Source organism: Thainema salinarum CENA647, assembly GCF_057732415.1.
The window spans coordinates 2,266,424-2,292,837 of record NZ_JBYJZJ010000022.1 but is presented as its reverse complement, the minus strand read 5'-3'; the positions used below and the strand labels follow the sequence as shown (position 1 = coordinate 2,292,837).

Below are 26,414 nucleotides of genomic sequence, written 5' to 3'. Positions count from 1 at the left end.
CGCTGAAAATGCGTCAAACTATACACTTTAGATTAACCTTTTCACTGCTATTTTTACGATCCCAGCAGCGGTGGTGAATCCTGGAAACAGGCGCTCAGAGTCAGCCGCAATCCCGATTTAGGGCACTTATAAAGGTGTCGTGAGAACGTGTTCAGATGAAACAATCTGTTACACCATTTTCAGCATCATCTCTTTGATCAGCTTAAATCTGGCAGTGGTTTTTCAACTCAATTTTATCTGCATGTTCTAGTTTCGTAACCCTAAGAATCTACTGTGGCTGTTATCATTTTCGACTTTGATGGAACCATCGCCGATACATTGGACGCAATCGTAGCCATTACGAATCGGCTTGCGACCAAGTATCGCTATCCGATGGTGACCTCTCATGATGTCAAGCAGCTACAGGGGCTGAGTACTCAGCAAATTATTCGCCACTCTGGGCTATCCATTTTTCAGTTTGCCCGCCTGGTAAGACGGGTTCGCCGAGAGCTCAATGCATCAATTGAAAGTATTCAACCCATTGCCCAACTTGAGCCGGTTCTGCGTGAACTGGCTCGTGAGCATCGACTCGGTATCGTGACCTCTAATTCGGCCCAAAATGTTCAGCGTTTTCTCGTCCGTCACCAATTAACTGAGCAGTTTAGCTTCATTTACTCCGGCACGACGCTGTTTGGTAAAGCGAAGGTTCTGCGGCGGGTGCTGCGGCAGTATCAGATCAAGCCCACCCATGTCTTTTATGTCGGCGATGAAACGCGCGATGTCGAAGCAGCCAAAGTGCTGCCCATTAATATGATTGCGGTAGCTTGGGGATTTAACACTCCCGAAATTCTGCAGGCTCATCAACCTGATTTTTTGATTTATTCGCCGTCCGAATTGTTGAAGCTGATGAAATCGCGATCGCGGCTTTGATCCTCTTTTTTGTCAAACGGAACAGGTCGAGCTTTCATTTCCTCAATTTCAAGCAGGCTAACCACGATACCTGCGATCGGAATTGAGAGGAAAAGTCCCAGAATGCCTGCGATTCTAGCACCAACCAGTAGGGCGAAAAACATGACAACGGGACTGATGTTGAGCGAGCCTTTCATGACGTGGGGCAGCAAAATATTTTCTTCGACCTGCTGCAGCAGGATGCAAACCACGACAATTTGGATTGGCAGCCAAATGCTTTGAGTCAACATGAGTAATGCGATCAGGCTAATGCCAATCGTCGCTCCGATGCCGGGAATGAGGTCAAAGAGTCCCGCGACGACGGCGAAAATGAATGCGTGCGGCACTCCCAAAAGTAAGAACACGATAAAGGTGGAAGCGCCAAAAAAAGTTGATAGAATCAGCCGTCCCCAGAAGAAACCCAGCAGATTGCGCCGAATCGTAACGGTTAATCGTCGATGCAGATGGTAGGGGACAGCACGCAGGATCAGTCGCCAGATCTTATTGCCATCGAGCAGCATGAAAAAGGCAACAACTGCAATCAAAATGAGATGGATAAGGTTGGTGAGCATTACCTGGATGACGGCCAAACCAGACGTTACCAGGCCAATTGCTCGCTCTCGCAGGGAATCTTCAATGGCTGCAAAATCGACCTCTGCATTCCACTGCTCCAGCCGTTGTTCAATCTGATTCAGGAGTGGATTCAGCGAATCGAGCAGTTCCGTGATGTTGTCAACTAACCGTTCGCCTTGAGATAAAACGGTAATCCCTAATGTTGCGATCGCAACTCCCAGAATAATTAGCGCAATGCTAAACACCAGCGTAGCCGCTATTCCTCGGGGTAAATAGCGGCTGACCCAGCCCACTGGATAGCTCAACAAAAACGCCAAAATGGTAGCGCAGCTAAAAACCACTACCACCATTTCGAAATAAGCGAGCAGTTCAACCACTGCCCATCCACAGGCAAACAGGAGTAAGAAGCGAATCAGAGCGGAATTGTTGAGGCGCTCAAACAGCGGATGAGGAGATTCGCTCATTCAATGAACATCCATATACTGTATCGAATCCGTGAGTAAAGACCAGTTTCCGCCAAGTGCAAAAGGGCTGCATGGTATACCTTTTGCAATCGACGGCTCTGGGATTTAGAATCAGATTTCGGATTCCAATGGCGCGGTAAGTTCTTGCACCAAGACATAGGGCTGCACAATCAATGTATTAAATTGCTTACTTGTATCACGATTCCAGTCGCTCAATTGTTCGCTAGTTGGCTTAACCAACATGGCTTCCTGAATCCAGCGCTGCACAGCAGGAACGTTATCGGTTGAAATGGCTAAACCAACTTCAATCAAGTCCAGATCCGGATCAACTAACACGATGGCGTCTCGCTTAGCATGAGGCATTAGCCAACTCCATTCGGCCAGTTCCATTGTTTCCGTTAGCTGGTTTCTAAGCTGCTCCATGTCTGCTTTAATCTTAAATTCAACAGGTAAAGAATCGGATAGACAACTACTCTAAGGAGGAGAATTGTCTCTAGCGGCCCAAATCATGCAGTTGATGAATCGCTGCCGCACACTGCTGCGTCACAGATTCTAAATCTGCTCGCTGGGTTGAAGCGGGCGGATCGATCACTGCTCCAACCCGGATTGTAACGGGCACCGGGTGGGGAATGGCTGAGCCAGATTGAATGATTTCCTGAGTTCCCCACAAACTGACGGGCACTAGCGGCACCTTGGCCTTGGCCGCAATCAGGGCTGCCCCGACCTTGGGTGATGGAATACGAGCATCCGGTGTACGGGTGCCCTGCAGAAAAATTCCTACGGCCCAGCCGTTATCCAGTGATTGTAATGCGGCTCGAATCGCGCTGCGATCGGCAGAGCCACGCTTAACCGGATAGGCTCCATACAGACGAATGGCCTGACTCAGACCCGGTACTTTAAACAGCTCTTCCTTCGCCATGAAGGCAACCGGACGAGCAACACAGTTCGCTAAAATGGGCGGGTCAAAATCGCTAGCGTGATTGCTGACCACGACTAGGGGACCAGTCTTCGGTACGTTTTCAGCACCGTAAACGCGACCCCTAAAATAGGTATGCAGGACCGGGCTAACGACCGACCACTTGAAGAGGTGATACAGCGCAAGGCTGATTGCAGGTTCCCGTTCTCTGCCCATTGATTTAGATTGCTAGAGTGCTTTGCTGCTTAGATTGCCTAAATTTTGGATTTTAGGAAACTGTTTCAGGAGACTGATGATGTAAACCAATCAGGCAGATGCTAAATCTGCGATCGCATGTACGTTCTCCAGCGTCATTCCGGAGCAAGTGCGCTTGATTAGCCCCGTTAGGACATTACCAGGGCCAACTTCGACCACTCGCTCGACGCCTTCATCAGCTAGTTTGAGCGAAATTTCGCGCCAGCGTACAGAACCTGTCATCTGTTGCGTTAACCGCTGCTTTAGCTGGGTACCGTCTGTTTCCGGCGTGGGGTCAACATTGGATAGAACCGGAATGCGGGCGGATTGGAATTCGATAGTCTCTAGCACTGATTGGAACTGAGCAGCAGCATCAGCCATTAGCGGTGAATGAAACGCTCCGCTGACGTTGAGCTTAACGGCGCGCTTACTTTTCACCTGGGCCAGAACCGCATCGACGCCCTCAACAGTACCAGAAATCACCACCTGCATTGGATTGTTGTCATTTGCGAGTACTACACCGTCCGTATCGGCAATCACGGCATCGAGTTCTTCGCGCTTAAAGCCAATCACCGCGGCCATTGTGCCGCCTGTGGCGGTTGACATCAGTTCAGCCCGTCGCTTGACCAACTGAAGGCCAGTGGCAAAGTCAAATACGCCCGCTGCAAACAGCGCCACATATTCACCCAGGCTATGCCCAGCAACGAAATCAGGAGTTTGTCCTTGCTGCATCAGTTGCTCAGCCAGTAGTGCTTCAACGACGTACAGACAGGGCTGAGTGTAGAGCGTTTGCGACACCTTATCGTCTGGGTCTTGGCAAATTTCGGCCACTGACCAACCGAGAATGTCATTCGCCTGAGCCAGCTGCAACTGTAGGGATTCTAACCGAAACAGATCTTCTCCCATGTTGATGACTTGAGATCCTTGTCCTGGGAAAATCCATGCTGTCTTACTCATACGAATGCCCTTCAATCGCTCTGGTCGTTACTTAAATTGGTAGCCCTCAAAAGGTGATGATTTTGGGGTGTGTGGGTGGTGTCCATACACCCCAAAATCATCACCTGAATACCATTACCATTAAATCTATTACGTTAGAGTACTTTACAGAAAAATAGGCACTGTTGTCAGGGTGGGGTTGCTTACCCGGTAAGAACCTGAACCAGGTTAGTGAACAAAACCTGCTCCTATAAAGCATTTCTAGGGTTGGTGACGCTCAATTTGTGACTTGAATTAGCGTACAGAATCGAATTGAGCCGCGTGGTGCGTCCATTCGGTTGCTGTTGGTTACTGTCGAGTTTGCGAGACCGAACAATCCCTGTAATTATTGGTTTCGCCTGATCCAACTCAACCGACGTAACTTTTAGATGGGGTTGATTGAGTCAATGTGATTTGGGCCAATGCTTACTGCCACTCGAAAATCGTGGCCCCCCAGGTGAGACCTGCGCCAAAACCAGCGGCGGCGATTGTGTCACCGGGCTTGATTTTACCAGCCTGAACCCACTCATCTAGCGCTAACGGAATTGAGGCGGCAGAGGTGTTGCCGTAGCGAGTCATATTGCTAATCACCCGTTCATTCGGGATATTCAACCGCTGAGCGACAGCGTCTAGAATTCGCTGGTTGGCCTGATGGAGCAGCAGCCAGTCTACGTCAGCAGTGGAACGATTAGCGCGGAACAGTGCCTTTTCGATCACCTCAGGCACTTTATTGACGGCGAAGCGATACACTTCTCGACCATTCATTGTGATGAACTGATAGTTGCCTTGGCTAGCCACTGTATTGGCTAGCTCGCGGGATTGTCCTTGATAGGCAAGATTGAGACAACCGTTTTGGCTACCATCGCTGCGCAGTTCAAAACCCAAAATGCGATCGCGCTCACTAGCCTGGAGCACAATTGCCCCCGCCCCATCGCCAAACAGGACGCAGGTGCGGCGATCGCTCCAGTCTGTCCAGCGGGAGAGAATATCGCCGCCAATCAGCACCACATTGCGATATACTCCGGTACGAATAAATTGGGCGGCGGTCACCATGCCAAACACAAATCCCGAGCAGGCAGCAGTCAGATCAAAAGCCACAGCTCTCGTTGCACCCAGCTTGGCCTGCACTAAGCTGGCTGTCCCAAACAGATCGTCTGGGGTAGAGGTGGCCAGCAGGATCAGATCAATCTCTTCCGGATCAAGATGGGCCATTGCGATCGCAGCTTGAGCTGCCTGAGCCGCAATATCGGCTAGAGACTCGTCTTGATTAGCAATGCGCCGCTGCTGGATGCCTGTTCGACTACTAATCCATTCATCTGAGGTATCTACAATCTGGCTAAGTCCCTGATTGTCAAGCACCTGGTTAGGAAACGCAGAACCGCTGCCTGTGATAGCGGTTCCGATGAGTTGATAATCCAAAGCTACTCTCCGTCTGTGACTGAAGCCATTGCGTTTTGGTATTGGGACTGAATTTGCTCCAAGATCCGATTATCCACCGCTTCTTTGGCGAGGCGGATGGCATTAAAAACAGAAGGAGCTTGGGAACTACCGTGGCTAATAATACAAATACCGGCAACACCAAGCAGCAAACCGCCCCCATGTTCAGCGTGATCGATCCGCTGTTTGATTCGGCGCAGATTCGGCTTGAGTAGTGCAGTGCCCACTTTACCGTGCAGTCCCTGGGGCAATTCTTCGCGCAGGATTTGCAGCACGACGCTGCCAACTGCCTCAGCAAACTTGAGCAGAATGTTACCGACAAATCCGTCACAGACGATGACATCAAACTCACCGGAGAGAACATCTCGCCCTTCGGCATTACCGACGAACGGAATGCTGGGGTTGGCGGTGAGCAACTGATGGGTTTGAATCGCCAGTTCGTTACCCTTTGTGGGTTCTTCCCCAATATTGAGCAGTCCCACACGCGGTTCGGGATTACCTAAAACGTCGCGGGAGTAAATGGTGCCCATGAGGGCAAACTGCTCTAAAAACTTCGGGCGACAGTCTACATTTGCGCCCATATCCAGTAGCAGCACAGACTTACCTGCCACAATGGTTGGCAACACGGTGCCTATGGCAGGGCGATCAATGCCCTTTAATCGTCCAACTCGCAGCAATGCCGCAGCCATCGCTGCGCCAGAGTGGCCAGCGGAAACCACCGCATCAGCCTTTTTCCGCTTGACCAAATCCATTGCCACGTTGATGGAAGATTTGGGTTTACGGCGAATGGCCGTTAATGCTTCTTCATGCATTTCCACTGCTCCTTCAGCCGGAACAATGTCAATGCCATTCAAACTGTCTGCGTGGGGAATGACAGAATTAATCTGGTCTGGGTCCCCAACCAAAATGATATCGACACCAAGTTCTGCTTTTGCCCGAATTGCGCCTGCGACAATCTCGGCGGGAGCAAAGTCGCCACCCATGGCATCAACTGCAATTCTTGCCTGTCCTGATCCCATGTACTCAAAGCTATAGAAACCTTAAAGATCTTATCAGATGGCCTCTAATGTTTAGCGGCTGAATCTGAAATCTCACGATGTATCACGATGCTAATGATGCAGTATAGCGGTTCAGCGAATCCTCCACCAGATACGCCAATCAATATTCCAGCGATGCTCTAAGCGATTGCTTTAAGCGAATATTCCTGACTGAACACCCAAAACAATCTCAATGCGCGATCGCACCTGCAGTCCGCCTCCAGTTTCAGAATAGTAGATGCGGTCTAAGATTCTGTCTAAATTATGTAAAGTTACTGCGGTGCCTGTGATCGCATTGCTCGCATGAGGTTGATTCTGGGCAAATTTGCTTGAATATCTGCAAGAACCAGCTTAAAAAGACTTAAATCGCTCTCATGCTATTTGATCCAGTTGATTTTTGTCGAGTCAATTGATCGGCTGATTAATCTACATTTCGCCCGGTTCGACAATTCGCTGAAATAGATAGCCTGTTCCTCTTGCCGTCAGAATCAGTTCTGGATTGCTGGGGTCATCTTCTAATTTGGCCCGTAAGCGAGAAATATGGACATCTACGACACGAGTGTCAACATGGCGCTCCGGTGTATAGCCCCAGACTTCCTGCAGAATTTCAGAACGGGAGAAGGGTTCGCCTGAGCGGCTGACCAACAGCTCCAGCAGGCTAAATTCCATACCTGTGAGCCGAATTCGCTCGTCGCCTTTGTAGACCTGACGCTTGTTGGTATCGATCCGAATGTTGTTGACAGTGATTACACCGGAACTTGGAATACCGGAGGTGCCCGTCTTCTCCACACGGCGTAAGACAGAACGAATGCGGGCTTCCAGCTCTTTGGGAGAGAAAGGCTTAACGACATAGTCATCCGCACCTAGCTCCAAACCTGTGATCCGGTCGGCCACATCGCCAAGCGCAGTCAGCATAATAATGGGAACATCGGATTCTTTCCGTAGCTCTTGACAAACGCCGTAGCCATCGAGCTTGGGCATCATGACATCCAGCACCACCAAATCCGGAATTGCGTGTCGAAATGTTTCTAGCGCTTCTTCCCCATCAGCCGCGGTGACAACGTCGTACCCAATCATCGATAGACGAGTTTCTAAAATCCGACGGATACTTGCCTCATCATCTACAACTAGGATCTTTTCCTTATGGCTTTCCAATGACCTACACTCCTTAAGGCTAATTTCTGTTAATTAATTTTTGGTACTTTATCATTAGAATAGTACGTTAATTAGCTGAATTTTCCACGGTTAAACCCTATATACCGCCTGCTTTTTAAGGTTTCTTAAGGTTCGGTCGAAACACGAAGAAATGTTGATTATTGTTAATATTTTGTTGCGATTCTGATGGCTAAACTCCGTACTGTTTACGTTTGTAATGAATGCGGGGCAGAATCCGCCCAATATTTCGGTAAATGCCCATTTTGCAGTAGCTGGAACTCTTTAGTTGAACAGGTCGCCACACCCACTGCCGGATCGAGCAGCACCAGTCGGGTGCGATCGTCCGGCACCGCTACCGCTACTGCTAAGGCTAGCCCAGCCCAGCCGCGACTTGCTCAAACTCTAGCCCAAATTGAAGATCATCCCCAAGCCCGGTTATCGTCTGGTTACGAAGAACTGAATCGAGTACTGGGTGGTGGACTGGTGCCTGGCTCGCTTGTACTGGTTGGTGGCGATCCGGGAATTGGTAAATCCACGCTGCTGCTCCAGAGCGCTAATTTTTTGGCGCAGGATTTTCCAGTCCTTTACGTCTGCGCCGAAGAGTCGGGACAGCAGGTCAAACTGAGATCGCAACGTCTTGGTATCGCAGCTAATCTGGCCGCATCTGCTAACTCTGGTGCCTCACTGGCAGAACCCAATCTATATTTGTTGCCGGAAACGGATTTAGATGCAGTGCTGATGGAGCTGGAATCGCTTCAGCCCCGCGTGGCGATTATCGATAGTATTCAAGCATTGTATTTCAGCGAATTGAATTCGGCACCAGGTTCGGTCTCCCAGGTGCGGGAATGCACGTCAGCTCTGATGCGGTTGGCCAAGCGCAATAACATCACGCTATTGATTGTCGGGCATGTCACCAAAGAAGGTGCGATCGCAGGTCCCAAGGTACTAGAACACTTGGTGGATACCGTTTTGTACTTTGAGGGCGATCGATTTGCCAGTCACCGATTACTCCGCTCAGTAAAAAATCGCTTTGGTGCTACCCATGAGTTGGGTGTATTTGAAATGGTTGATCGGGGGCTGGAAGAAGTGCCCAATCCCTCGGCTCTGTTTTTGGGTAATCGCGAAGAGGCGGCTTCGGGTAACGCCACGATTGTGGCCTGTGAGGGCACTCGTCCCTTACTGGTTGAACTACAGGCTCTAGTGAGCACCACTAGCTATAGCTCTCCACGCCGCTCGACGACTGGAATCGAATACAATCGGCTGCTGCAAATTCTGGCGGTGCTGGAAAAGAGAGTCGGCATTCCCCTGTCTAAACTCGATGCTTATGTGGCCTCTTCCGGTGGCTTGAATGTAGCCGAACCCGCCGCCGATCTGGGAGTTGCGGTGGCAGTTGTGGCCAGCTTCCGCGATCGCATGGTCGATCCGCAAACGGTGCTGATTGGTGAACTTGGTCTAGGAGGGCAGATCCGGGCCGTTTCGCAGGTAGAACTGCGGCTACGGGAAGCTTATAAATTGGGCTTTAAGCGGGCAATCGTGCCAAAAGGGCAATCCGTACCGGATTTGAAAATGGAGGTACATGAAGTGTCTCGCTTAGTCGATGCCATTGCGATCGCACTTTCGCCGTCTCATCCAGAGACCAACTAAGTCGAGTGGATTTAGTAGGCACCGCGCCCAAACAGCACAATCCGCATCGTTTCGACCAGGATTTCCAAATCTAGGTTCAGCGACCAGTTATCGATGTAGTACAAATCTAAGCGAGCGACATCGTCAAAATCATCAATATCGGAACGCCCAGAAATTTGCCAAAGTCCGGTAATACCGGGTAGCACCTGATGGCGGATGTGGTGCCAGGCCGTGAAATGCTGAATATCCCGTAGCGGGAGCGGGCGGGGGCCAACCAGACTCATCTGCCCCATCAGCACATTAAACAGCTGGGGCAGTTCGTCGATACTAGTGCGGCGGAGAAAATTGCCGATCTTGGTGACACGGGGATCGGCCTTAATTTTGAACATCACCCCATTGGCTTCATTCTGGGCTTCCAGTTCAGTTTGTAAGCCCGGAGCATCCATGACCATTGTGCGGAACTTCCAAACCTGAAAGATGCGCCGATTTAACCCCATCCGTTCTTGACGAAAAAAGACGGGGCCGGGAGAAGTAAGCTTAATTGCGATCGCAACTCCGATAAACAGCGGCGCTAAGATAATCACACCAACAGCAGCACCAAAGAAGTCAATACAGCGCTTAATCCGGTAGCTGAGACCGCGCACCACCGGGGTGGCAATCCGCAGCGTGGGCAGACCCGCAAACACCTCCGGTACGCCGCGTCGATGCAGCATTTCGCGGCTAGAGGGTAACAAGCGTAGAGTAATGCCAGAGCGCTGAAGCTGCCAGAACAGGCCAGAGGCCAACTCTGTATTCGGCAAGCTTTCGGCAATCACCTCTTGAGCTTGAGAGTTGATAATGGACTGTAAAGTTGTCTGCGAGTGCGCGGTTGAGGACAGAGCAGCGCCGACAATCTTATAGTGCGATCGCTGTTTTAACACATTAGCCAATTTGGACAGTCGCTCGGCTCTGGCGATGACAAAGACCGGTACTTTAGCTTGGCTTTGTTCAAACTGGCGCAAAATCAGCGTGGCAATTAAGCGGAACCCAATCACAAAGATGACGCTGCTAAACCAGGCCGTAAAAAAGAGAGAGCGGGGCGCATCCAGCTTGGGGTCATAAAAATAGGCGACGACTAACGTAAAAAGATAGACCCAACTCACCAATTGACCCGCCCGCAGGTAATTTTTCCATTGGCTAATTGAAGTATAAAGCCCTGCTTTGGCGAATAACAGTAGCGTAATTGTGATAAAAACCCAAAATAAGCTGGGCAACCCTAACCACGTCCACCAGACTAACTGTTGCGGAATCGGCGAATAGAACTGGTTGAGGCGTTTGGCGAGCTGCCAAGCCAGTGCGATCGCAATAATATCGCTAACGAACAATAGGCCGATCTGATGCCAGGGCCACTGCAAGATTTCGATCCATCGAAGTCGTTGGGCAGAACGAATATCGGTGGTTGTGGAAGATGTAAGACGTTGGTGTAGTCGTTCCATGCTGATGTAGGGGGGTTACGCGTCAGCCTTTGTGGAAAAGGGGTTCTTCTTCCAGTATTCCTCAAACACTCCTAAAATCTGTCATCTGATAGCACTCCGTTATATATGTAATGCTAGCCACATTGTTTGGAACGTTTTTGTAACGTTCATGTCCGAACCTGTCTGGCCACCGCTATCGTGATCTTGCTGACACTCAAAACGAATAACGGGCTGCCACAAACGCGGCAGCCCGTTATTCGTTTTTGGAATTTTGGGCGAAATTTTTAGGTGGTTACGAGTTCAGCCGGGAGCCGCTTGAACGACAGCCGTTCATTTTCCACATCGACAAAGATGGTGTCTCCTTCAACGAACTGTCCGCGCAGGATCGATTTCGCGATTTGCGTTTCCAGTTCGCGCTGGATGGCCCGCTTCAGTGGACGCGCACCGTAGACGGGGTCGTAGCCCACTTCGGCCAAGAAGTCGAGTGCGCCATCGGATAGCCGCAAGGCCATCTTCTTATCCGCCAAGCGCTGCTCCAGTCGCTGAACCTGTAGCTTGACGATTTCGCGCAGTTGCTCTTTTCGTAGAGCGTGGAAGATGATCATCTCATCGACTCGGTTGAGAAACTCAGGTCGGAACTGAGCACGCAGAGCATCCAAAACCCGCGATCGCATTTCTTCGTACTGATCATCATCACTGACTACGTCCAGAATGAACTGGGAACCGATATTGGAAGTCATGATAATCACGGTGTTTTTGAAATCGACCGTATGGCCCTGGGCATCGGTGACGCGACCGTCATCGAGGATTTGCAGCAGCACGTTGAACACGTCGGGGTGCGCTTTCTCGATTTCGTCAAACAGGATGACCGCGTAGGGACGCCGCCGAATGGCTTCCGTTAGCTGGCCACCTTCTTCGTAGCCCACATATCCTGGAGGCGCACCGATTAAGCGAGCAACGTTGTGCTTCTCCATGTACTCTGACATGTCAATCCGCACCATTGCGTCTTCGGTGTCGAACAGGTACGCGGCCAACGCTTTCGCCAACTCGGTTTTACCGACACCCGTAGGGCCAAGGAAGATAAAGCTAGCGGTGGGACGATTGGGGTCTGCCAAGCCCGCTCGCGATCGCTGAATGGCATCGGCCACAGCGGTAACGGCTTCATCTTGACCAACAACTCGCTCGTGTAGCTCATCTTCAAGGTGCAGCAGCTTCTGCATTTCCGATTCAACCAGCTTGCTGACCGGAATGCCTGTCCACTTCGAGATGATTTCAGCAATATCCTCTTCGGTCACTTCTTCCCGCAGCAGGGTTTTACCACTGGTTTGGGCATCGGCTAAATTCGCCTCGGCTTGTTCCAGTTGCCGCTGTAAGTCAGTCAGTTTACCGTACTTGAGCTGAGCCGCCCGGTTCAAGTCGTAGTCCCGTTCGGCCTGCTGAATTTCAATGTTGACGTGATCGATCTCTTCTTTAATCGCTTGGATTTTCTCGATTACATCCTTCTCGTTTTGCCACTGGGCATTGAGGCGGCGCTGATCTTCTTTCAGATCAGCTACCTCTTTCTCCAGTCGATCTAAGCGATCCAACGAAGCTGGATCGGTTTCCTTTTGCAGCGAGAGCTTTTCCATCTCCATCTGCATAATCTTCCGATCCACCTCGTCCAGTTCCTCTGGCTTGGAGGTAATCTCCATCTTCAGCTTGGCGGCAGACTCATCTACCAGGTCAATTGCCTTATCGGGCAAAAAGCGATCGCTAATATAGCGAGTCGATAAGGTAGCCGCTGCCACCAGGGCATTGTCGGAAATTTTCACCCCGTGGTGGACTTCGTAGCGCTCTTTCAGACCCCGCAGAATGGAAATTGTGTCTTCCACACTGGGCTGATCGACAAACACCTGCTGGAAGCGGCGCTCCAGAGCGGCGTCTTTTTCAATGTACTTGCGATATTCATCCAGCGTCGTCGCACCAATACAGCGCAGTTCGCCCCGCGCCAGCATCGGCTTCAGCAAGTTGCCCGCATCCATCGCGCCTTGGGTTGCACCTGCGCCCACGACAGTGTGAATCTCGTCGATGAACAGAATGATTTGACCTTTGGAATCGGTGACTTCTTTCAGAACCGCTTTGAGCCGCTCCTCAAATTCACCGCGATACTTAGCACCCGCGATTAGCGCACCCATATCCAGGGCAATGAGCTGACGGTCTTTCAACGACTGGGGCACGTCTCCGGCGATAATCCGCTGGGCCAACCCTTCTGCGATCGCAGTTTTACCAACACCGGGTTCACCGATCAGCACCGGGTTATTCTTGGTGCGACGCGACAAAATCTGAATGGTGCGACGAATTTCATCGTCTCGGCCAATCACCGGGTCAAGTTTACCGCTGCGGGCATAGTCGGTTAGATCGCGACCATACTTTTGCAGCGCATCGTATTTCCCTTCTGGATTTTTGTCTGTCACTTTCTGACTGCCTCGAATCTCTTGAATAACGGTTCTAAGTTTTTTCTCGTCCAGGTTTAACTCTTGGAACAACCGCTGACCAAACCGCTCATCTTTCACATAGGCCAGCACTACGTGCTCAATTGAGATAAACTCGTCGTCAAACTGCTTACGATAATTATCGGCTCGATCCAGCAGCGAATCTAGCGACCGTCCTAGATAAACTGAATCGCCGCTACCCGATACTTTGGGCTGTTTATTAATAAACTCTGATGTGCGATCGCGCACCTGCTGCACGTTGGCACCCGCCCGACTCAAAATGCTGATAGCTAAACCTTCCTGCTCCAGCAGCGCCTGCATCAAATGCTCAGATTCAATCTGCTGCTGCTGAGCCTGTTTCACCAAGTCCGGCGTCTGGGTAATCGCTTCCCACGCTTTTTCTGTAAACTGATTGGGGTTAGTTGGTTGCATATGGCCTGAATCCCCTCAACGTTAGGGTTTCTCTTACTCTCTACTGTCTGAAGCTGCTGTTTGCATTGTAGAAGTGAATGCGTCGCGACAAAGATCGGTGTTCACACCTATTTGTAGAGGCATTGCCGCCCTCGGTCTAAGTACAAAATTCCATGTTCGGTATCCAGTTCACAACGCATCTCAATGTAAAAGCCGATCTACGTCTCTAGGGTGATCTGATAAGATAGAAGAGTAGCTTTGCTCAAGCTATGCACTAATATTTGCTGCTGTAGCATTCTGTACAGAATGTTATGAGACAGATGAGTCCAATAGTATGGACTTCATTATTAGAAAGCCTTGGCATATTTGTAGATCGCTTTTAGTCGGTCACTTCTACAGGTATGCAGGGGATTGGGCACTTGAAAACTGAGAGGTTTTGAGTGATAGCCATTTCGTCGCGTGCGACTGAACTTGAATGGGGTACGGTGAGCTTTGCTTCGACCCTTTATCTCTGTCCGATTTTGGATCTATTGCTAAAGGATATTCCTGCGCGATGGAAATCGGAGCTTCGGTTGGGGCTGCAAGAAGCTTTGGTCAACGCGGCCAAGCATGGTAACGATTTAGACCCGAAGAAGCAGGTTTCTGTCCGGTATTCCAAATCAAGCGGTCAGCACTGGTGGATTATATCGGATCAGGGCGGAGGATTTGCACCGCCGACGACCTGCGTCAATTCTCCTGATTTGGACGAGATAGAGTCCGAGCTTAGCGAATGCGGGCGTGGACTGCAGATACTCTATCAGATTTTTGACGAAGTTCAGTGGAATACGCACGGAACTGAACTCCGCCTCAGCAAAATTCTGCAGGGCTGTAGACGCGATCCGCTGATTGAATGAGTAATTGAATAAATTTAGTTTTAATTAAACAGCCCAATAAGGCTTATAGGTTACACAAAACCTCAGACGGGAGATTTTGCAGCTGCAAAATCTCCCGTCTGAGGTTTTATAGATTTACAAACGCAGGATTAAAACTGAGCGTCTGTGGTCATGCAAGATGAATCCGTGATTGACTTGAGCCGTTGGCTCAGCTCGTATAATCCAGTCATTTCACCAGCCTGTAACGTATTCACCACCTCCGTTGCGGTGAGTTGATTAATCTCGGCTTGGTTAAATTGGCAGGTGCGCGTTTGATGAATGATGGCACCATCATGTGCGATCGCAGCAAATCGGGCTTCTACAGTACATTGATTTCCTTGCCAACCTAAAATTTGCCGTTCAACACTCATGTGTTGAGCTTCAGACGGCGTGCAGGTTTTAAGTTGATTCAAATAAGCAAGCGTTTCATTTAGCTCCGCTGGTGCGGTGTCGGATAACTCACTCGTTAACGATTTGGGGGCCGAATCTGCTAATGCAGGCTTTATCCATCCGTAAACGGCTGCCTGTCGAATCAACGGTTGATTGTCTGATGATATTGATTTTGGTAAATGAAATACCCCGCCGCAAGCGGACGGGGTATCAGAATCAAAAAAGAGCAAGTTGATTATCCCGATGCAATTTGAGGTAATCTTTGCCTTGGGCTTGAACATATTTGGCGATCATTCCTTCATCCCCGTGGCGGCCTACTGTACTCGCAAAATATCCATCACTCCAAAACTCGCCTCCCCAAAGTTTCTGCTTCACTTGAGGGCATCGTTTGAAGACTTCTCGTGCAGTTAAACTTTTCAGCATCGTTACCAGTTTGGTCACACTATAGGTCGGCACGGACTGCACTAGAAAATGGACATGGTCTTTGTCCACTCCAATTTCGACAAACTTCACCTCGTAGCGTTTCTCGATTTCGAGGCAGACCTCTCGCAGAACCGCATCTACTTGCTCATCAAACACAACCCGTCGATACTTTGCTGGAAACACTAAGTGGTATAGCAAAACTGTTACGTTATGACTCTTGTGGATGTACTCACTCATTCTTAGATCTTACGCCGCAGAGCGGCGGGGAATGGACCCCAAGAGATTCAATCGATTTAAGCACAGACCAAAATGACGGGGCTGAGGTCGGTAAGGTTGTGGACTGGGGTTGAGATTCTAAATTAGCAATCTCAAATGATGGTTCGATGCTCCCTGTAGTTTGCCAGTTTGAGCTGGCGGTCACTGCGATGATAGTGGCTGTTAGTGCGATCGCAGTGGCAAAAAAATCCAACTTAGTAGCATGTGACATCGACCATTCCCTTTCAGCGTAATCAGTTAATACTGACTAGATGAATGTAATTAATGTTTCATAAATACAATGATTGTTTTGTACAGATCACTGAATAGATGAAACGAGTTCAACCTAGATCAGTCATCATTCCTAATTACTAGGATTCCCTTTATTCGGTCAATTAGCTTGGTCGATAGCACTGAACTTAACCACTGCACAACATTTTAATTCAACCGTGTTTATACGGTTAAGACATATCTGGATTTACGTATTTATAAATACCTAAAGAAAGGAGCCAGTATTTATACGATTGATCTGTTCTTCACCACACTCTGGGCATACAGGATGGTCGATTTAAATAGTCAGGTCGCAGTTGTTGCCAAACGGCGACAAACCAGCGGCGAGCAGCTTGGCTAGATGTCCCTCGGTAGCGACAGAGCATACCGTGATTCAAACGAGTCACACCAATGTCGGATTGCTGATCAGAAGATTTTCCCAGCAACGACAGTCCAATCTGCCGCGCCTGTGAAACCTGCTCCGGCGTAACCGCATATCCCACCAGCGCAAATGTGCCGACGACAGACTGACGATTCAAACCGTGGGGACTCTGGATTCGAGCCAGGCTACCCTCTAGCCGCTGCCGATCAATCCAAAGCGGTTGACCTGCTTGCCACACTTCCAAGTGCGATCGCCAATTTCCTTCGGTGAACTGTTCGCCTCTAGCACTGCGCCCGAAGCGGGTAATATCCCAACCGCACCAGATGGCATTCTCTGCTAAATCGACTCGCAAGGACTGCTGAAACTGCGCCGCGTTGAACACAATCGTTTCCTGGGGGAACCATTCCAGACTGGCCTGTTCCGCAATTTGGATCTGGGTAGTTTGCTGCGCGATCGCACCTGTGCTGCGATAAACCTTATGAGCCGCAGCAGTGGTAATCAGGGCATGAGCCTGGGGCTGGAGCCGAATCTGATAGTCCAGCAGATCACCGCCGACCATGCCGCCCGCCGTATGCACCATGACGCTGTGGCAAACTTCGGCTCCTTCTGGGTAAAACGGTCGCTGAATCCGCAGCGGGGCTTGGGTTTCGGGATGAATGAGGCGAGTTTGACCGTCTGCAACGGCGTAATTAAGCGCCAGCTTGCCGCGCCAACCGGATTTAGGATTCGCAGAGGAAGGTGAGATCGCGATCGCAGTTGCATTTCCCTTAAATTGATAATCACCCAAATTGTTCATTCCAATTTGCTCCCAGCATGTCACAGATCTTGTAGGGTGCACTGGCAATGTATAACGCACTATTAATAAATGTCCTAAGTTAATACTTTAGTAGATCTAGGAGTAAATAAGCACAGTGTAGTGCGTTTTCATATCAGCAATGCACCATATAAGAAATGAGCGATTGCGCTATGGCCATAGAACCTATTAAGTAGACGGTTTTCCGAACCTGCATCAAGAAATAGTAGTGCTATCTTTGCCGTAGAAATAGTACAGATACATTAATATGGCTGAGTGCAAAGTTTTTTACTCATGGCAGTCTGATTTACCCAACTCGACTAACCGTGGCTTCATACAAAAAGCCCTCGAAAACGCAGTGAAGTCGATTCATAGTGATGACTCTATAGAAGTCAAACCAGTTGTAGATCGAGATACAGCGGGTGTTCCAGGCTCTCCTGATATCGCAAGTACTATTTTTGCCAAGATTGAGCAAGCAGATGTCTTTGTATGCGATGTTTCGATTATTAATCCGGGAAGCAATTCTCGCCTAACGCCAAATCCAAATGTTCTAATCGAGCTTGGATATGCAATTAAAACACTTGGCTCAGAACGAGTCATTATGGTTATGAATATGGCATTTGGAGTAAGGGAATATCTTCCGTTCGATCTGCGAACGAGGCGAGTGATTTCTTACAACATATTAGAAAATTCAACAGAGAAGGCTGAAGAGCGTAGAAAGCTTGAAAAAGATTTATACAAGGCTATAAATTTTGTTTTTACAAATCAAAATTTATATGCAACTGAAAGTGAAGAAGTCGTTCAGCCACTATCTACAGTCGAGGAAGCAAAAGCAGCCATTGAAAACTCTCAACCAAATCAAGAGATTCTAATTCGAAGATATATGAGTTATCTGGTTGAGCAGCTAGATTCTATAGCTCCGGACTTTAGAGCAAGCGTTTCTGACCAAATGATTGTGGATTCCATAGCTCAAACTGTTGAATTAGGTATAGAGTTTGCTGGTCTTTCTGAAACTATTGCATTTATGAAATCCTCAAGTGCCGCAGTTGCCTTGTGTAAGGGATTTGAGGAAATTATTAATCGTTATCATACACCAGCCAATTACATTGGTTCATTTTATAGAATGGCGTTTGATTTTTACAAGTTTGTAGGACATGAATTTTTTACCATATTTGCCTCGTTTTTAATTCGTGAAGAGCAGTGGGAAATTCTAGCAGAGGTTTTAGATAAAGACTTTTATATTCTGAAACCTGATAATAGCGATCAGCGTACTACTGCTACATTCACTTGCATATGCTCATATCTTGAATCTTTAAGACATAGAAATCAGCGCCTGAATCTTAATCGAGTATCTATTCATGCCGATTTACTGAATGAGCGCCATACTCAAGGTGCTTTTGCTGAAATCGTCCCGATACAACAGTTCATAGATGCTGACTGCTTTTTGCTTTTGAGAGCAGCATTTCAAGAAACTGACTTGACATATGGTTTTCCGGGCTGGACAGCATGGAGTCTTATCTATTTAAAGCAAACACCACGATACTTAGTTGAAGCTTATCGAATCAAGAATGCTCAAAAACTGCTAGCACCATTCAAGTTAGATAGTGTTGAAGCATTTAGAGATAGGATGATTGAGATCACTCCTCAATTAGGAGAAATGGTTGGAAATAAAGTTTTTCTCTTATTTCAAAAACATCCTTTAGGAGATTTTGATCCTCAGCAAATTGGTAGCCGCTAGGCAACCTCATGTCAGCTTTAGTGCGATCAAAATCTGAAATCTGAAAACTCAAACTCTATGGTTATAAGTTATATCCTTTAGCTCAAGGTGCGATCGCGCTGCTCAGACCGTTAAGAATCACTACGAAACCATTTAAGCGGGTCGCCAAATCCTGCTACTTCTGAAAGAATCGCATTCTTTAGCACTCTGGTTTTAACATGTCAGCGCTTTCTTCTCCCTCTTCTGAATCGTTGCGCCAGCAGCAACATTCCCTGATTCGTCAACTGGCCGACGTGATTGAGTCTACTTGGCACACTCATCTGGAACTGTCGCCCTATCAACTGCCTGAGGATTTGGGCTACGTCGAAGGCCGCTTAGAAGGGGAAAAGCTGATTATCGAAAATCGCTGCTACCAGTCGCCCGAATTTCGCAAAATGCACCTGGAACTGGCGAGGGTCGGCACGTCGCTGGACATTCTGCACTGCGTCATGTTCCCCAATCCTGAATATGCCCTGCCAATGTTCGGCTGCGACCTCGTCGGGGGTCGAGGCCAAATTAGCGCCGCGATCGCAGATCTCTCCCCCACCAGTCCCGACCGTCAGCTTTCGGCTTCTTATAAAGACAATCTCAACTTGCCCCAGTTTGACTATTCCCAGCGGCGCGATTTGCCCACCTGGGGCGATATTTTCTCCGAAGTGTGCCTGTTCATCCGGCCCGATGGCGAAGCCGAAGAAGCCGCATTTCTGGGCTACGTGACCCAGATGCTAACCGTTCACTGCCAGCAGGCACGGGCGACAGCGGCAACACCGGAGTTGCGATCGCAGATTTTGGCGGGTCAGCAGCGCTACTGCACCCAACAGCGCCAAAACGACAAGACGCGGCGAGTGCTGGAAAAAGCGTTCGGTGAAGCCTGGGCAGAGCGGTATATGACGACGGTGCTGTTTGATTTACCAGACGAATAGATTTTAGATTTTGAATTTTAGATTTTGGATTGATTGGCTGAATTTCACTTAACGACAAGGGGCGGGTTTTGTTGATTCGCTTGGACTCAGGCCGATCAGCTAGCGGCTAAACCCGCCCTTACACCTATATTCAATGAGATCCATGAAATCTAAGACCAACACCATCAGTTCTTACGTCTCGTCAACATCGATCAAACAAAATCGGCTCCTGCACCTGCGGTATAGTTCGTGCTGTGGGAATAGGTGTTTGAGAGTATGTCCTCAGATACCTCTAAAACCGGGTTTGCCTAAACCTCGGACTGAAATTTATCGGAGAAACGTTAAGGTTTCGTTCTGAGGCTGCCAAATCTCGATATTCTTAGGTATAGAAGCCGCAGAAAATCGTGAATTCCAAATACATTTCTGCTTTATTTCATTGTGTTTGACCATCGGTGAATCAATCTCTTGCGCCCAAAATTCTGGTTGTCCTCAACGGCAAAGGCGGTGTTGGCAAAACAACGACCGCAGTGAATCTAGCCGCTGTCTGGGCAGAAAAGCTGTCTGTTCTGTTAGTTGATGCCGATCCGCAAGGATCAGCAAGCTGGTGGGTCAATCGCGATCGCACTGGCATGGGTTTCGATTTGGCCCAGGAAACCGATCCAGAACTGCTGCGAGAACTGCATCAGGTGAAGGATTACCAGTTGATTGTGGTGGATACGCCCCCGGCGTTAGCTTCGGCGGCACTGGCCGCTGTTATTCCTGCCGCCGACTATCTGTTGCTGCCGACCCCTCCAGCGGCAATGGACTTGGCCGCACTGATTGAAACGGTACGCACAGCCGTGCAGCCCGCTAAGGTAAGCTATCGAGTCTTACTGACGCGCGTCGATCCGCGTAGCATTCGCGAAACACAAGAAGCTCAAGAGACGCTGGCGGAATGCCAAATCCCCGCTTGCCAGGGATTTATCCGCAGTTACAAAGCCCATGAACGGGCTGCATTAGAAGGGACATCCATTGTACGATGGCGGGGCAAACAAAGCCGCGCTGCCGAAGCAGATTATCGCCAAGTTGCCAACGAAATTCAGCAGGATTGGAGGTCATAATGGCTAAGAAACGCTTATCTGATTTATTACGAGAAGAAGCTCAAGCCCCAGACTCGACTGATCAATCACCTGATCAGTCGAACGATGCAGAGCCAGAGGTTGAAACAAATGCTGCGATCGCAACGGTAGACACCACCGCAGTAGACGTAGACGATCAACCATCGGATCAATCCTCAACTACCTCTAGTGAGGCGGATTTCGATGAAGCGGATGACGACACTGATGATCACGTTAAACGCTCCAGCCGCACTACTAAAGCTGAGCTGAACGACATGATTACCGATTTAGAATCTAAGCTGGATGCAGCACGGGAAACAGAATCAACCCTCAATCAGCAGGTGCAAGATCTAGAGGCTGACTTACAAGAGCAATCTGTTCTGGTTAAACAGCTCCAGGCAAAGCTTGATCCGACACAGCAACAAATTCAAGATTTGCAGGCTGAACTGAAGCAGCAGCAAAAGTTAACGCACCAGCTTCAGACTGAACTAAACCAAACCCAGCAGCTGAAACAGGAACTCGCAGAAGCGAAGCAAACGATTTTGCAGCTTACAGAAGTCAATCAAAATCTACAGTCTTCAGCCGCTTCAGCTCCAGTCCCAGCCCGTTCAACACCAGCCCCAGCCCGCCCGGGTGCAGCAATAGTGCCTCGTCGCGGCCCAATTCAGCGTCCGGTTGCCACCTCAGCATCTTTGACTGCACAGCCAGAAAGTGTGCCTGAGCTGGAAGACACTAATCCAGCCCGCCCGGTCGCTAGTCACGGCATTAATCCTCAGTCGTACTACCATCCTGAACCGAAGCGGCTCCGGCGACAGTCTGTCGTCCCAGCTAAATCGACTCAGAACAGCATGTTGTCGGATGATGACATCGGTTGGGTTGATTAAGTTGTGAGTGCTGAACAAAAATCCTCTGAATTCCTATTACCGGGAACTCAGAGGATCTCACATGGATTGAAATATCACTGATTGCGAATGCTGGCGAACAGCTCGCAAGAGTTAATACCGTTTCTCTACACTGTGACTACAAACTAATTTTCAGCACTGTCCCGTCTGTAACACTCGCTCATAGAACTGGTATAGCCTATGCTAGCTGGCTGAACCATTCTCAGTGTTGCCGACCATTGCCCGAATTCCCTCAATTGTCGCGGGAATATTGCGGGGATCCATAAACATCACCTTGCTGCTGTTGCTGGTGCCAATCTCAGCTCCCATTGCCATATACTGCTGCGTGAGCAAGAATTTCAAGGCTTCGTGCGTTTGTGGATCAGCACTAATGGTCTTCGTGATGATCTGCATCGCTTCTGACGTGGCCTGTGCCCGCAGCACCTCCTGTTGGCGCTGAGCTTGAGCTTTAAGGACGATAGTTTTCTGCTCTGCTTCGGCGTCTAGAATGACAGCCTTTTGCCGAGCTTCGGCTTCTAAGACGCGGGCTTCTGCCGCACCACGGGCGGAGTTGACGACTGCTTCCCGTTCACCTTCGGAGGTGAGAATGGCGGCCCGCTTGCGCCGTTCAGCGGCCATTTGCAGCTCCATTGAGTCCTGCACGGCTTTAGACGGGACAATGTCTCGCAGTTCTACCCGAGTGACTTTCACGCCCCAAGGGTCGGTCGCAACATCCAGTTCCCGCAACAGAATCTCATTTACTTCCGATCGGGCAGTAAAGGTTTCATCTAGCTCCAGCTTGCCGACCTCAGATCGAATCTGAGTTAGAACAAGGTTGGTCATTGCAGATTGGAGGTTTTCGACCTTGTAATAGGCTTTTTCAATGTTCATAATCCGCCAGTACACCACTGCGTCTACGGTAATGGAGACGTTGTCGCGGGTGACGCACTGCTGCGGCGGAATATCCAGTACTCGCTCCCGAATGGTTTGCTGATAGACAACCCGCTCCACGACGGGAATGACAATGTTCAGACCGGGGCCGAGTTTCTTGCCGTTGTAACGGCCTAGGTTTTCCACCAGAGCTTCATTTCCCTGGTTAATAATCTTGACCGAACTGGCGACGGTGCTGCCACCCAGAACCAGAACAATGAGCCAAGCGAACGGATTCATGTTGAAACTCCTTAAACTACTGTAGCGAGTCAAACGCCTAAATTATGGGCGCAATAAGCGATCTGGCAAAACATATAGAGTTGTGCCTTTGCGCCGCACGACATGTACCGATTCATCCGCTGCGATCGCAATTTCGTCATCTTCGCAGCGGGCCTGCCACGAATTCCCTTCGTAAATCACCCGTCCCGTTTTTCCAGGCGGGATTGCCGTCAGGGTACGAGCTTCACGACTTTCTTCCAGCTCTCTGGGAGTTGACGTGGGCAAAAAGCGCCGCAGTAATAGATTGCAAAGTACAGATAACGCAATCCACAGGACGACCTGTGCGCCAAAGCTCGGCATAATGAGGGCCACAGCGGCCACAATTAATGCACTGATGCCAAGCGTAAATTCGATGAATGCGGTGGGTAGAAATAGTTCCATCAGGCAGAACACGAGTCCTACCACGACCCAAAACATAGGTGAACTCATGAGTCGTTTTGCACAAACCTCTGTGCCACTGTAGATATATTCAATGTCTGCAACCGATTTTCCCGATAAGTTCTCAGATAGTGGTGCTTATATGAAATCCGCTGATAAAAACCAGTTTTTATTTTTTGTAAAAGTCAGGCATGGCCTGACTTTTACAAAAAATAGTTCGGGTTCTTTCTAGCTGGATTTCGTATAAGGTAATGATTTTGGAGCTACCAGTTTTTGAGTTTAGTTGCATATCACAACTGATCGAGAACCATTAGGTGCGATCGCGCCTATAGTAGGGCGTAACCCCTTAGGGTGTACCCCCAAACGGTTGCATCCGCTTCCAGCCTAACCTAGGCTTGAAAATTCGCTGCCGAATCGCTTTAATTTTTAAGCTCGCCTATTCTCTGTTTGTCTGCCTGGGTGATCTGTAATGACTGCTGAGCCTCGAATCCAATGCGTTGAGGAATCCTGCCTGTTTGCGGAGAATCCGCTTGGGCAGCGCGTTTGCATCCAGTGTGAAACTCCACTGCCCTATCGCTACCTATGGGCTGTTGGGGACAATGCTGATCAATACAGCGTCGGCACCGTTTTGGGCGATCACTACTATGTCGCGGCTCCCCGTACCTGGCTCAATCTCCGGCCTGCGGCCTCACCCAAAACTCCAGACACGGTTCCGGCTCGCGCCTTACCTTACTTAAAGGCTCATTTTCATCGGTTTCACGTACCGGGACTCTATGAGATTTGGTACAGCGACAAAAATACAGCATCCCCGAACGATGCGATTTTGCTGCTGGACAACGTACCGTTTGACCTTAAAGGTCAGTTGCGTCCCGCACTCTATAAACAGTGGCCAGGAGCGCCTGCCGTGCGGCAAGTGTATTGGCTTTGGCAAATGCTGGAGTTGTGGTTTGACTTAGCAGACTTGCAGCTTTCTGAAAGCGTTTTGAACTTGGAAGGAGTACGGGTCGATGGCTGGCGATTACGGCTGTGTGAGTTAATCCCCAATCCTACGGCTGACCTGATTCCGCCGGAAACAGCGCTGAAGATTTTAGCTGAACTCTGGACAGATTGGATTCCTCAAGCTCAAGCCGCTGTCATGCAGCCGCTACAGAGCATCGTGGATCAGATGAAAGCAGGTCAAACCTCCCTCGAACAGGTGCGACGCCAGTTGAATCATCTGCTGCTGGAGCAGGCATCGCAATTACCGCTGCGTTTAACGGTGTCGGGCACAACAGATACAGGCAGACTGCGATCGCGTAATGAAGACTGCTGCTATCCCGATACGGAAGAACTGAAGCTGTTGCCACCGGACGATCCGGCCCGAGTGCCTCAGTTGGCGATTGTGTGCGACGGCATCGGCGGTCATGAAGGCGGCGAGGTGGCTAGCCAGATGGCCGTGCGATCTCTGCGTCCCCAAATGCAGGCGTTACTCAAAGAAATTGCCGAACAGCCGGATCTGGTTTCGCCGGATACGATCATCAGCCAGATTGAAGCCTCGATTCGGGTGGTCAATAATCTGATTGACTTTCAGAACAATGCCTACGGTCGGGCAGAACGACAGCGGATGGGCACAACCCTGGTGATGGCGCTAGTGGTGCCGCAGCGGATTCAAGCCGCCGATGGCTGGCGACAGACCCATGAGCTATATCTCGCCTCCGTGGGAGACAGTCGAGCCTACTGGATTACGCCCAATGGCTGTCATTTGCTGACCGTTGACGACGTAATTGCCGCACGGGAAACCCAGGCCGGACGAGCACTCTATGCCGCTGCCCTGCAAAAAGAGAATGCCGAGGCGCTCACTCAAGCGCTGGGAACGCGCGATGCGGACTTCTTGCATCCCCACATTCAGCGGCTGATTCTGGATGAAGATGGGGTACTGCTGCTCTGCTCGGATGGGTTGAGTGACGGCAACCGGGTCGAACAGTCCTGGGCGCGATTTATTGGCTTAATCAGCAAAGAAATGGTGCCGCTGGAGTCGGTCGTCAACTCCTGGATCGACCTAGCCGATGAAAAGAACGGTCACGACAACATCGCCGTCGTGCTGATGCACTACCAAACTGGAGTTCGGTATCCCGGCACATCCCTACCTGCGACCGCGCCCGAACCTGCACCGGAACCGCCGGAGTCGGAGCTAACAGAAGCCTCCCGCGCGTTGCTCTACGGTGAAGCCGGAGCCGATGATGAGGTCATTGCCGATCTGAATCAGCCCGTGCCGCCTGCACCACAGCGACAGCTCATGTTCTGGGTGGCCAGAATTGCGATCGCGCTTCTGGTCACAGTATTGGTCGGTACCATTGCCTGGTGGCAGCTTAACCGTTCGACCATAGATCCAGATGATCCTGGATCAGAGTCCACATCAGACGTTACAGAATAAAATCAGCCACCCCTGTTTTTGTGAAAGCTTGGCTTGGCTTAGCTTTCACAAAAACAAATTGGATTCTGATACGCGAGCTTGATAATATGCTCGGAATCGACTAGATCGATAAAGATCAAAAAGTATTTATAAATACAATCTACTCAGCCCGCAACCCTATGCCACAATGATGAGTTGTGTGGGGTTGTCATGAGTAATCATATTCAGTAAACCTTGTTGCACTATAGGACTACGAAAACACTGTTTGAAGCAATGAATATTGGCGATCGCGTTCGAGTAAAAGATACTGTCGTTGTCTATCACAATCCTGAAAATCGGGGCAACGAAACCAACATCCAAGGTATGGAAGGTGAAGTTGTTGACATTGTAAAAGAGTGGAAAGGGCGTCCTGTGAGCGCCAATTTCCCGATCTATGTCAAATTCAGCAAGCGGTTCCGGGCTCATCTACGGGAAGATGAACTGGAAGTGGTTAGCTAGGAAAGAATCGCTGCTCGTTGATGATTGTGCAGGCAACCATCATTCGCGAATATCTTTCATAGACAGAACTAAAATTTCATACTTAGACTGAGGGGGTTGCTGATGAGTAATCCCCTTTGTTTTTGAGTGAGGAGCAGGGGAACATGTTTATCAGAGAAAACCCGAAGACATTGATGTTACATAGGGGCGAATGGCTATTC

At 49.6% G+C, this 26,414-nt stretch carries 23 protein-coding genes; 9 read left to right on the top strand and 14 right to left on the bottom strand.

The window, feature by feature from the left end; genetic code table 11:
- The first annotated feature begins 273 nt into the window (after window positions 1-273).
- On the top strand, window positions 274-909 hold the full coding sequence (locus AC286M_RS17000; protein WP_488205517.1) for an HAD-IA family hydrolase: 636 nt from the start codon (window positions 274-276) through the stop codon (window positions 907-909).
- Here AC286M_RS17000 and AC286M_RS16995 read toward each other — a convergent pair.
- The 7 genes from AC286M_RS16995 to rpaB form a co-directional block, all read right to left on the bottom strand.
- The gene (locus AC286M_RS16995) at window positions 858-1,964 is read right to left on the bottom strand and encodes an AI-2E family transporter (RefSeq protein WP_488205516.1); all 1,107 of its coding nucleotides are present in this window, start codon (window positions 1,962-1,964) and stop codon (window positions 858-860) included. The genes AC286M_RS17000 and AC286M_RS16995 overlap by 52 nt on opposite strands.
- 111 nt (window positions 1,965-2,075) lie before the next feature.
- The gene (locus AC286M_RS16990; RefSeq protein WP_488205515.1) at window positions 2,076-2,387 is read right to left on the bottom strand and encodes a DUF2288 domain-containing protein; all 312 of its coding nucleotides are present in this window, start codon (window positions 2,385-2,387) and stop codon (window positions 2,076-2,078) included.
- A 70-nt stretch (window positions 2,388-2,457) separates the two neighbouring features.
- Window positions 2,458-3,096: a lysophospholipid acyltransferase family protein gene (locus tag AC286M_RS16985; RefSeq protein ID WP_488205514.1), complete on the bottom strand. Its 639-nt coding sequence runs from the start codon at window positions 3,094-3,096 to the stop codon at window positions 2,458-2,460.
- Between the two features lie 90 nt (window positions 3,097-3,186).
- A complete protein-coding gene (gene fabD, locus AC286M_RS16980) occupies window positions 3,187-4,071 on the bottom strand; it encodes an ACP S-malonyltransferase (protein WP_488205513.1) in 885 nt (294 codons plus the stop codon).
- A 444-nt stretch (window positions 4,072-4,515) separates the two neighbouring features.
- Window positions 4,516-5,508, bottom strand: a complete 993-nt coding sequence (locus AC286M_RS16975; RefSeq protein ID WP_488205512.1) for a beta-ketoacyl-ACP synthase III — start codon at window positions 5,506-5,508, stop codon at window positions 4,516-4,518.
- A gap of 2 nt (window positions 5,509-5,510) precedes the next feature.
- On the bottom strand, window positions 5,511-6,545 hold the full coding sequence (gene plsX / locus AC286M_RS16970) for a phosphate acyltransferase PlsX (protein WP_488205511.1): 1,035 nt from the start codon (window positions 6,543-6,545) through the stop codon (window positions 5,511-5,513).
- Between the two features lie 444 nt (window positions 6,546-6,989).
- On the bottom strand, window positions 6,990-7,718 hold the full coding sequence (rpaB, locus tag AC286M_RS16965; protein ID WP_488205510.1) for a response regulator transcription factor RpaB: 729 nt from the start codon (window positions 7,716-7,718) through the stop codon (window positions 6,990-6,992).
- Window positions 7,719-7,904: 186 nt separating this feature from the next.
- Here rpaB and radA point away from each other — a divergent pair, with 186 nt between their 5' ends.
- On the top strand, window positions 7,905-9,362 hold the full coding sequence (radA, locus tag AC286M_RS16960) for a DNA repair protein RadA (protein WP_488205509.1): 1,458 nt from the start codon (window positions 7,905-7,907) through the stop codon (window positions 9,360-9,362).
- Window positions 9,363-9,373: 11 nt separating this feature from the next.
- On the opposite strand, the gene AC286M_RS16955 is transcribed toward radA, so the two are convergent.
- Both AC286M_RS16955 and clpB read right to left on the bottom strand, forming a co-directional pair.
- Window positions 9,374-10,816 carry a sugar transferase gene (locus tag AC286M_RS16955; RefSeq protein ID WP_488205508.1) on the bottom strand — a complete coding sequence of 481 codons (1,443 nt, stop codon included), beginning with the start codon at window positions 10,814-10,816 and terminating at the stop codon, window positions 9,374-9,376.
- Between the two features lie 263 nt (window positions 10,817-11,079).
- Window positions 11,080-13,698: an ATP-dependent chaperone ClpB gene (gene clpB, locus AC286M_RS16950; RefSeq protein ID WP_488205507.1), complete on the bottom strand. Its 2,619-nt coding sequence runs from the start codon at window positions 13,696-13,698 to the stop codon at window positions 11,080-11,082.
- Between the two features lie 419 nt (window positions 13,699-14,117).
- Between clpB and AC286M_RS16945 the strand changes: the two genes are divergently transcribed.
- Window positions 14,118-14,570 (top strand): ATP-binding protein, encoded by a 453-nt coding sequence (locus AC286M_RS16945; RefSeq protein WP_488205506.1) that lies wholly within the window; start codon window positions 14,118-14,120, stop codon window positions 14,568-14,570.
- A 128-nt stretch (window positions 14,571-14,698) separates the two neighbouring features.
- On the opposite strand, the gene AC286M_RS16940 is transcribed toward AC286M_RS16945, so the two are convergent.
- From AC286M_RS16940 to AC286M_RS16930, 3 genes are all read right to left on the bottom strand, one after another.
- Complete coding sequence (locus AC286M_RS16940) at window positions 14,699-15,124, bottom strand: hypothetical protein (RefSeq protein WP_488205505.1); 426 nt, start codon at window positions 15,122-15,124, stop codon at window positions 14,699-14,701.
- 70 nt (window positions 15,125-15,194) lie between these two features.
- Window positions 15,195-15,638, bottom strand: coding sequence for an IS200/IS605 family transposase (gene tnpA, locus AC286M_RS16935; RefSeq protein ID WP_488202591.1), 444 nt, complete (start codon window positions 15,636-15,638; stop codon window positions 15,195-15,197).
- Between the two features lie 554 nt (window positions 15,639-16,192).
- The gene (locus AC286M_RS16930) at window positions 16,193-17,104 is read right to left on the bottom strand and encodes an urease accessory protein UreD (protein WP_488205504.1); all 912 of its coding nucleotides are present in this window, start codon (window positions 17,102-17,104) and stop codon (window positions 16,193-16,195) included.
- A 265-nt stretch (window positions 17,105-17,369) separates the two neighbouring features.
- Here AC286M_RS16930 and AC286M_RS16925 point away from each other — a divergent pair, with 265 nt between their 5' ends.
- From AC286M_RS16925 to AC286M_RS16910, 4 genes are all read left to right on the top strand, one after another.
- Window positions 17,370-18,839 (top strand): hypothetical protein, encoded by a 1,470-nt coding sequence (locus AC286M_RS16925; protein ID WP_488205503.1) that lies wholly within the window; start codon window positions 17,370-17,372, stop codon window positions 18,837-18,839.
- 197 nt (window positions 18,840-19,036) lie between these two features.
- Window positions 19,037-19,780, top strand: a complete 744-nt coding sequence (locus AC286M_RS16920) for a phycocyanobilin:ferredoxin oxidoreductase (protein ID WP_488205502.1) — start codon at window positions 19,037-19,039, stop codon at window positions 19,778-19,780.
- A gap of 431 nt (window positions 19,781-20,211) precedes the next feature.
- Complete coding sequence (locus AC286M_RS16915) at window positions 20,212-20,859, top strand: ParA family protein (protein WP_488205501.1); 648 nt, start codon at window positions 20,212-20,214, stop codon at window positions 20,857-20,859.
- Window positions 20,859-21,740 carry a hypothetical protein gene (locus AC286M_RS16910; protein WP_488205500.1) on the top strand — a complete coding sequence of 294 codons (882 nt, stop codon included), beginning with the start codon at window positions 20,859-20,861 and terminating at the stop codon, window positions 21,738-21,740. The genes AC286M_RS16915 and AC286M_RS16910 overlap by 1 nt, the downstream gene beginning before the upstream one ends.
- 201 nt (window positions 21,741-21,941) lie before the next feature.
- Here AC286M_RS16910 and AC286M_RS16905 read toward each other — a convergent pair whose 3' ends face one another.
- Window positions 21,942-22,907 carry an SPFH domain-containing protein gene (locus AC286M_RS16905; RefSeq protein WP_488205499.1) on the bottom strand — a complete coding sequence of 322 codons (966 nt, stop codon included), beginning with the start codon at window positions 22,905-22,907 and terminating at the stop codon, window positions 21,942-21,944.
- A 42-nt stretch (window positions 22,908-22,949) separates the two neighbouring features.
- On the bottom strand, window positions 22,950-23,375 hold the full coding sequence (locus AC286M_RS16900; RefSeq protein WP_488205498.1) for an NfeD family protein: 426 nt from the start codon (window positions 23,373-23,375) through the stop codon (window positions 22,950-22,952).
- A gap of 418 nt (window positions 23,376-23,793) precedes the next feature.
- On the opposite strand from AC286M_RS16900, the gene AC286M_RS16895 reads away from it, so the two are divergent.
- Window positions 23,794-25,737 carry a protein phosphatase 2C domain-containing protein gene (locus tag AC286M_RS16895; RefSeq protein ID WP_488205497.1) on the top strand — a complete coding sequence of 648 codons (1,944 nt, stop codon included), beginning with the start codon at window positions 23,794-23,796 and terminating at the stop codon, window positions 25,735-25,737.
- 252 nt (window positions 25,738-25,989) lie between these two features.
- Window positions 25,990-26,214: a ferredoxin-thioredoxin reductase variable chain gene (locus AC286M_RS16890; RefSeq protein WP_488205496.1), complete on the top strand. Its 225-nt coding sequence runs from the start codon at window positions 25,990-25,992 to the stop codon at window positions 26,212-26,214.
- Window positions 26,215-26,414: the final 200 nt, after the last annotated feature.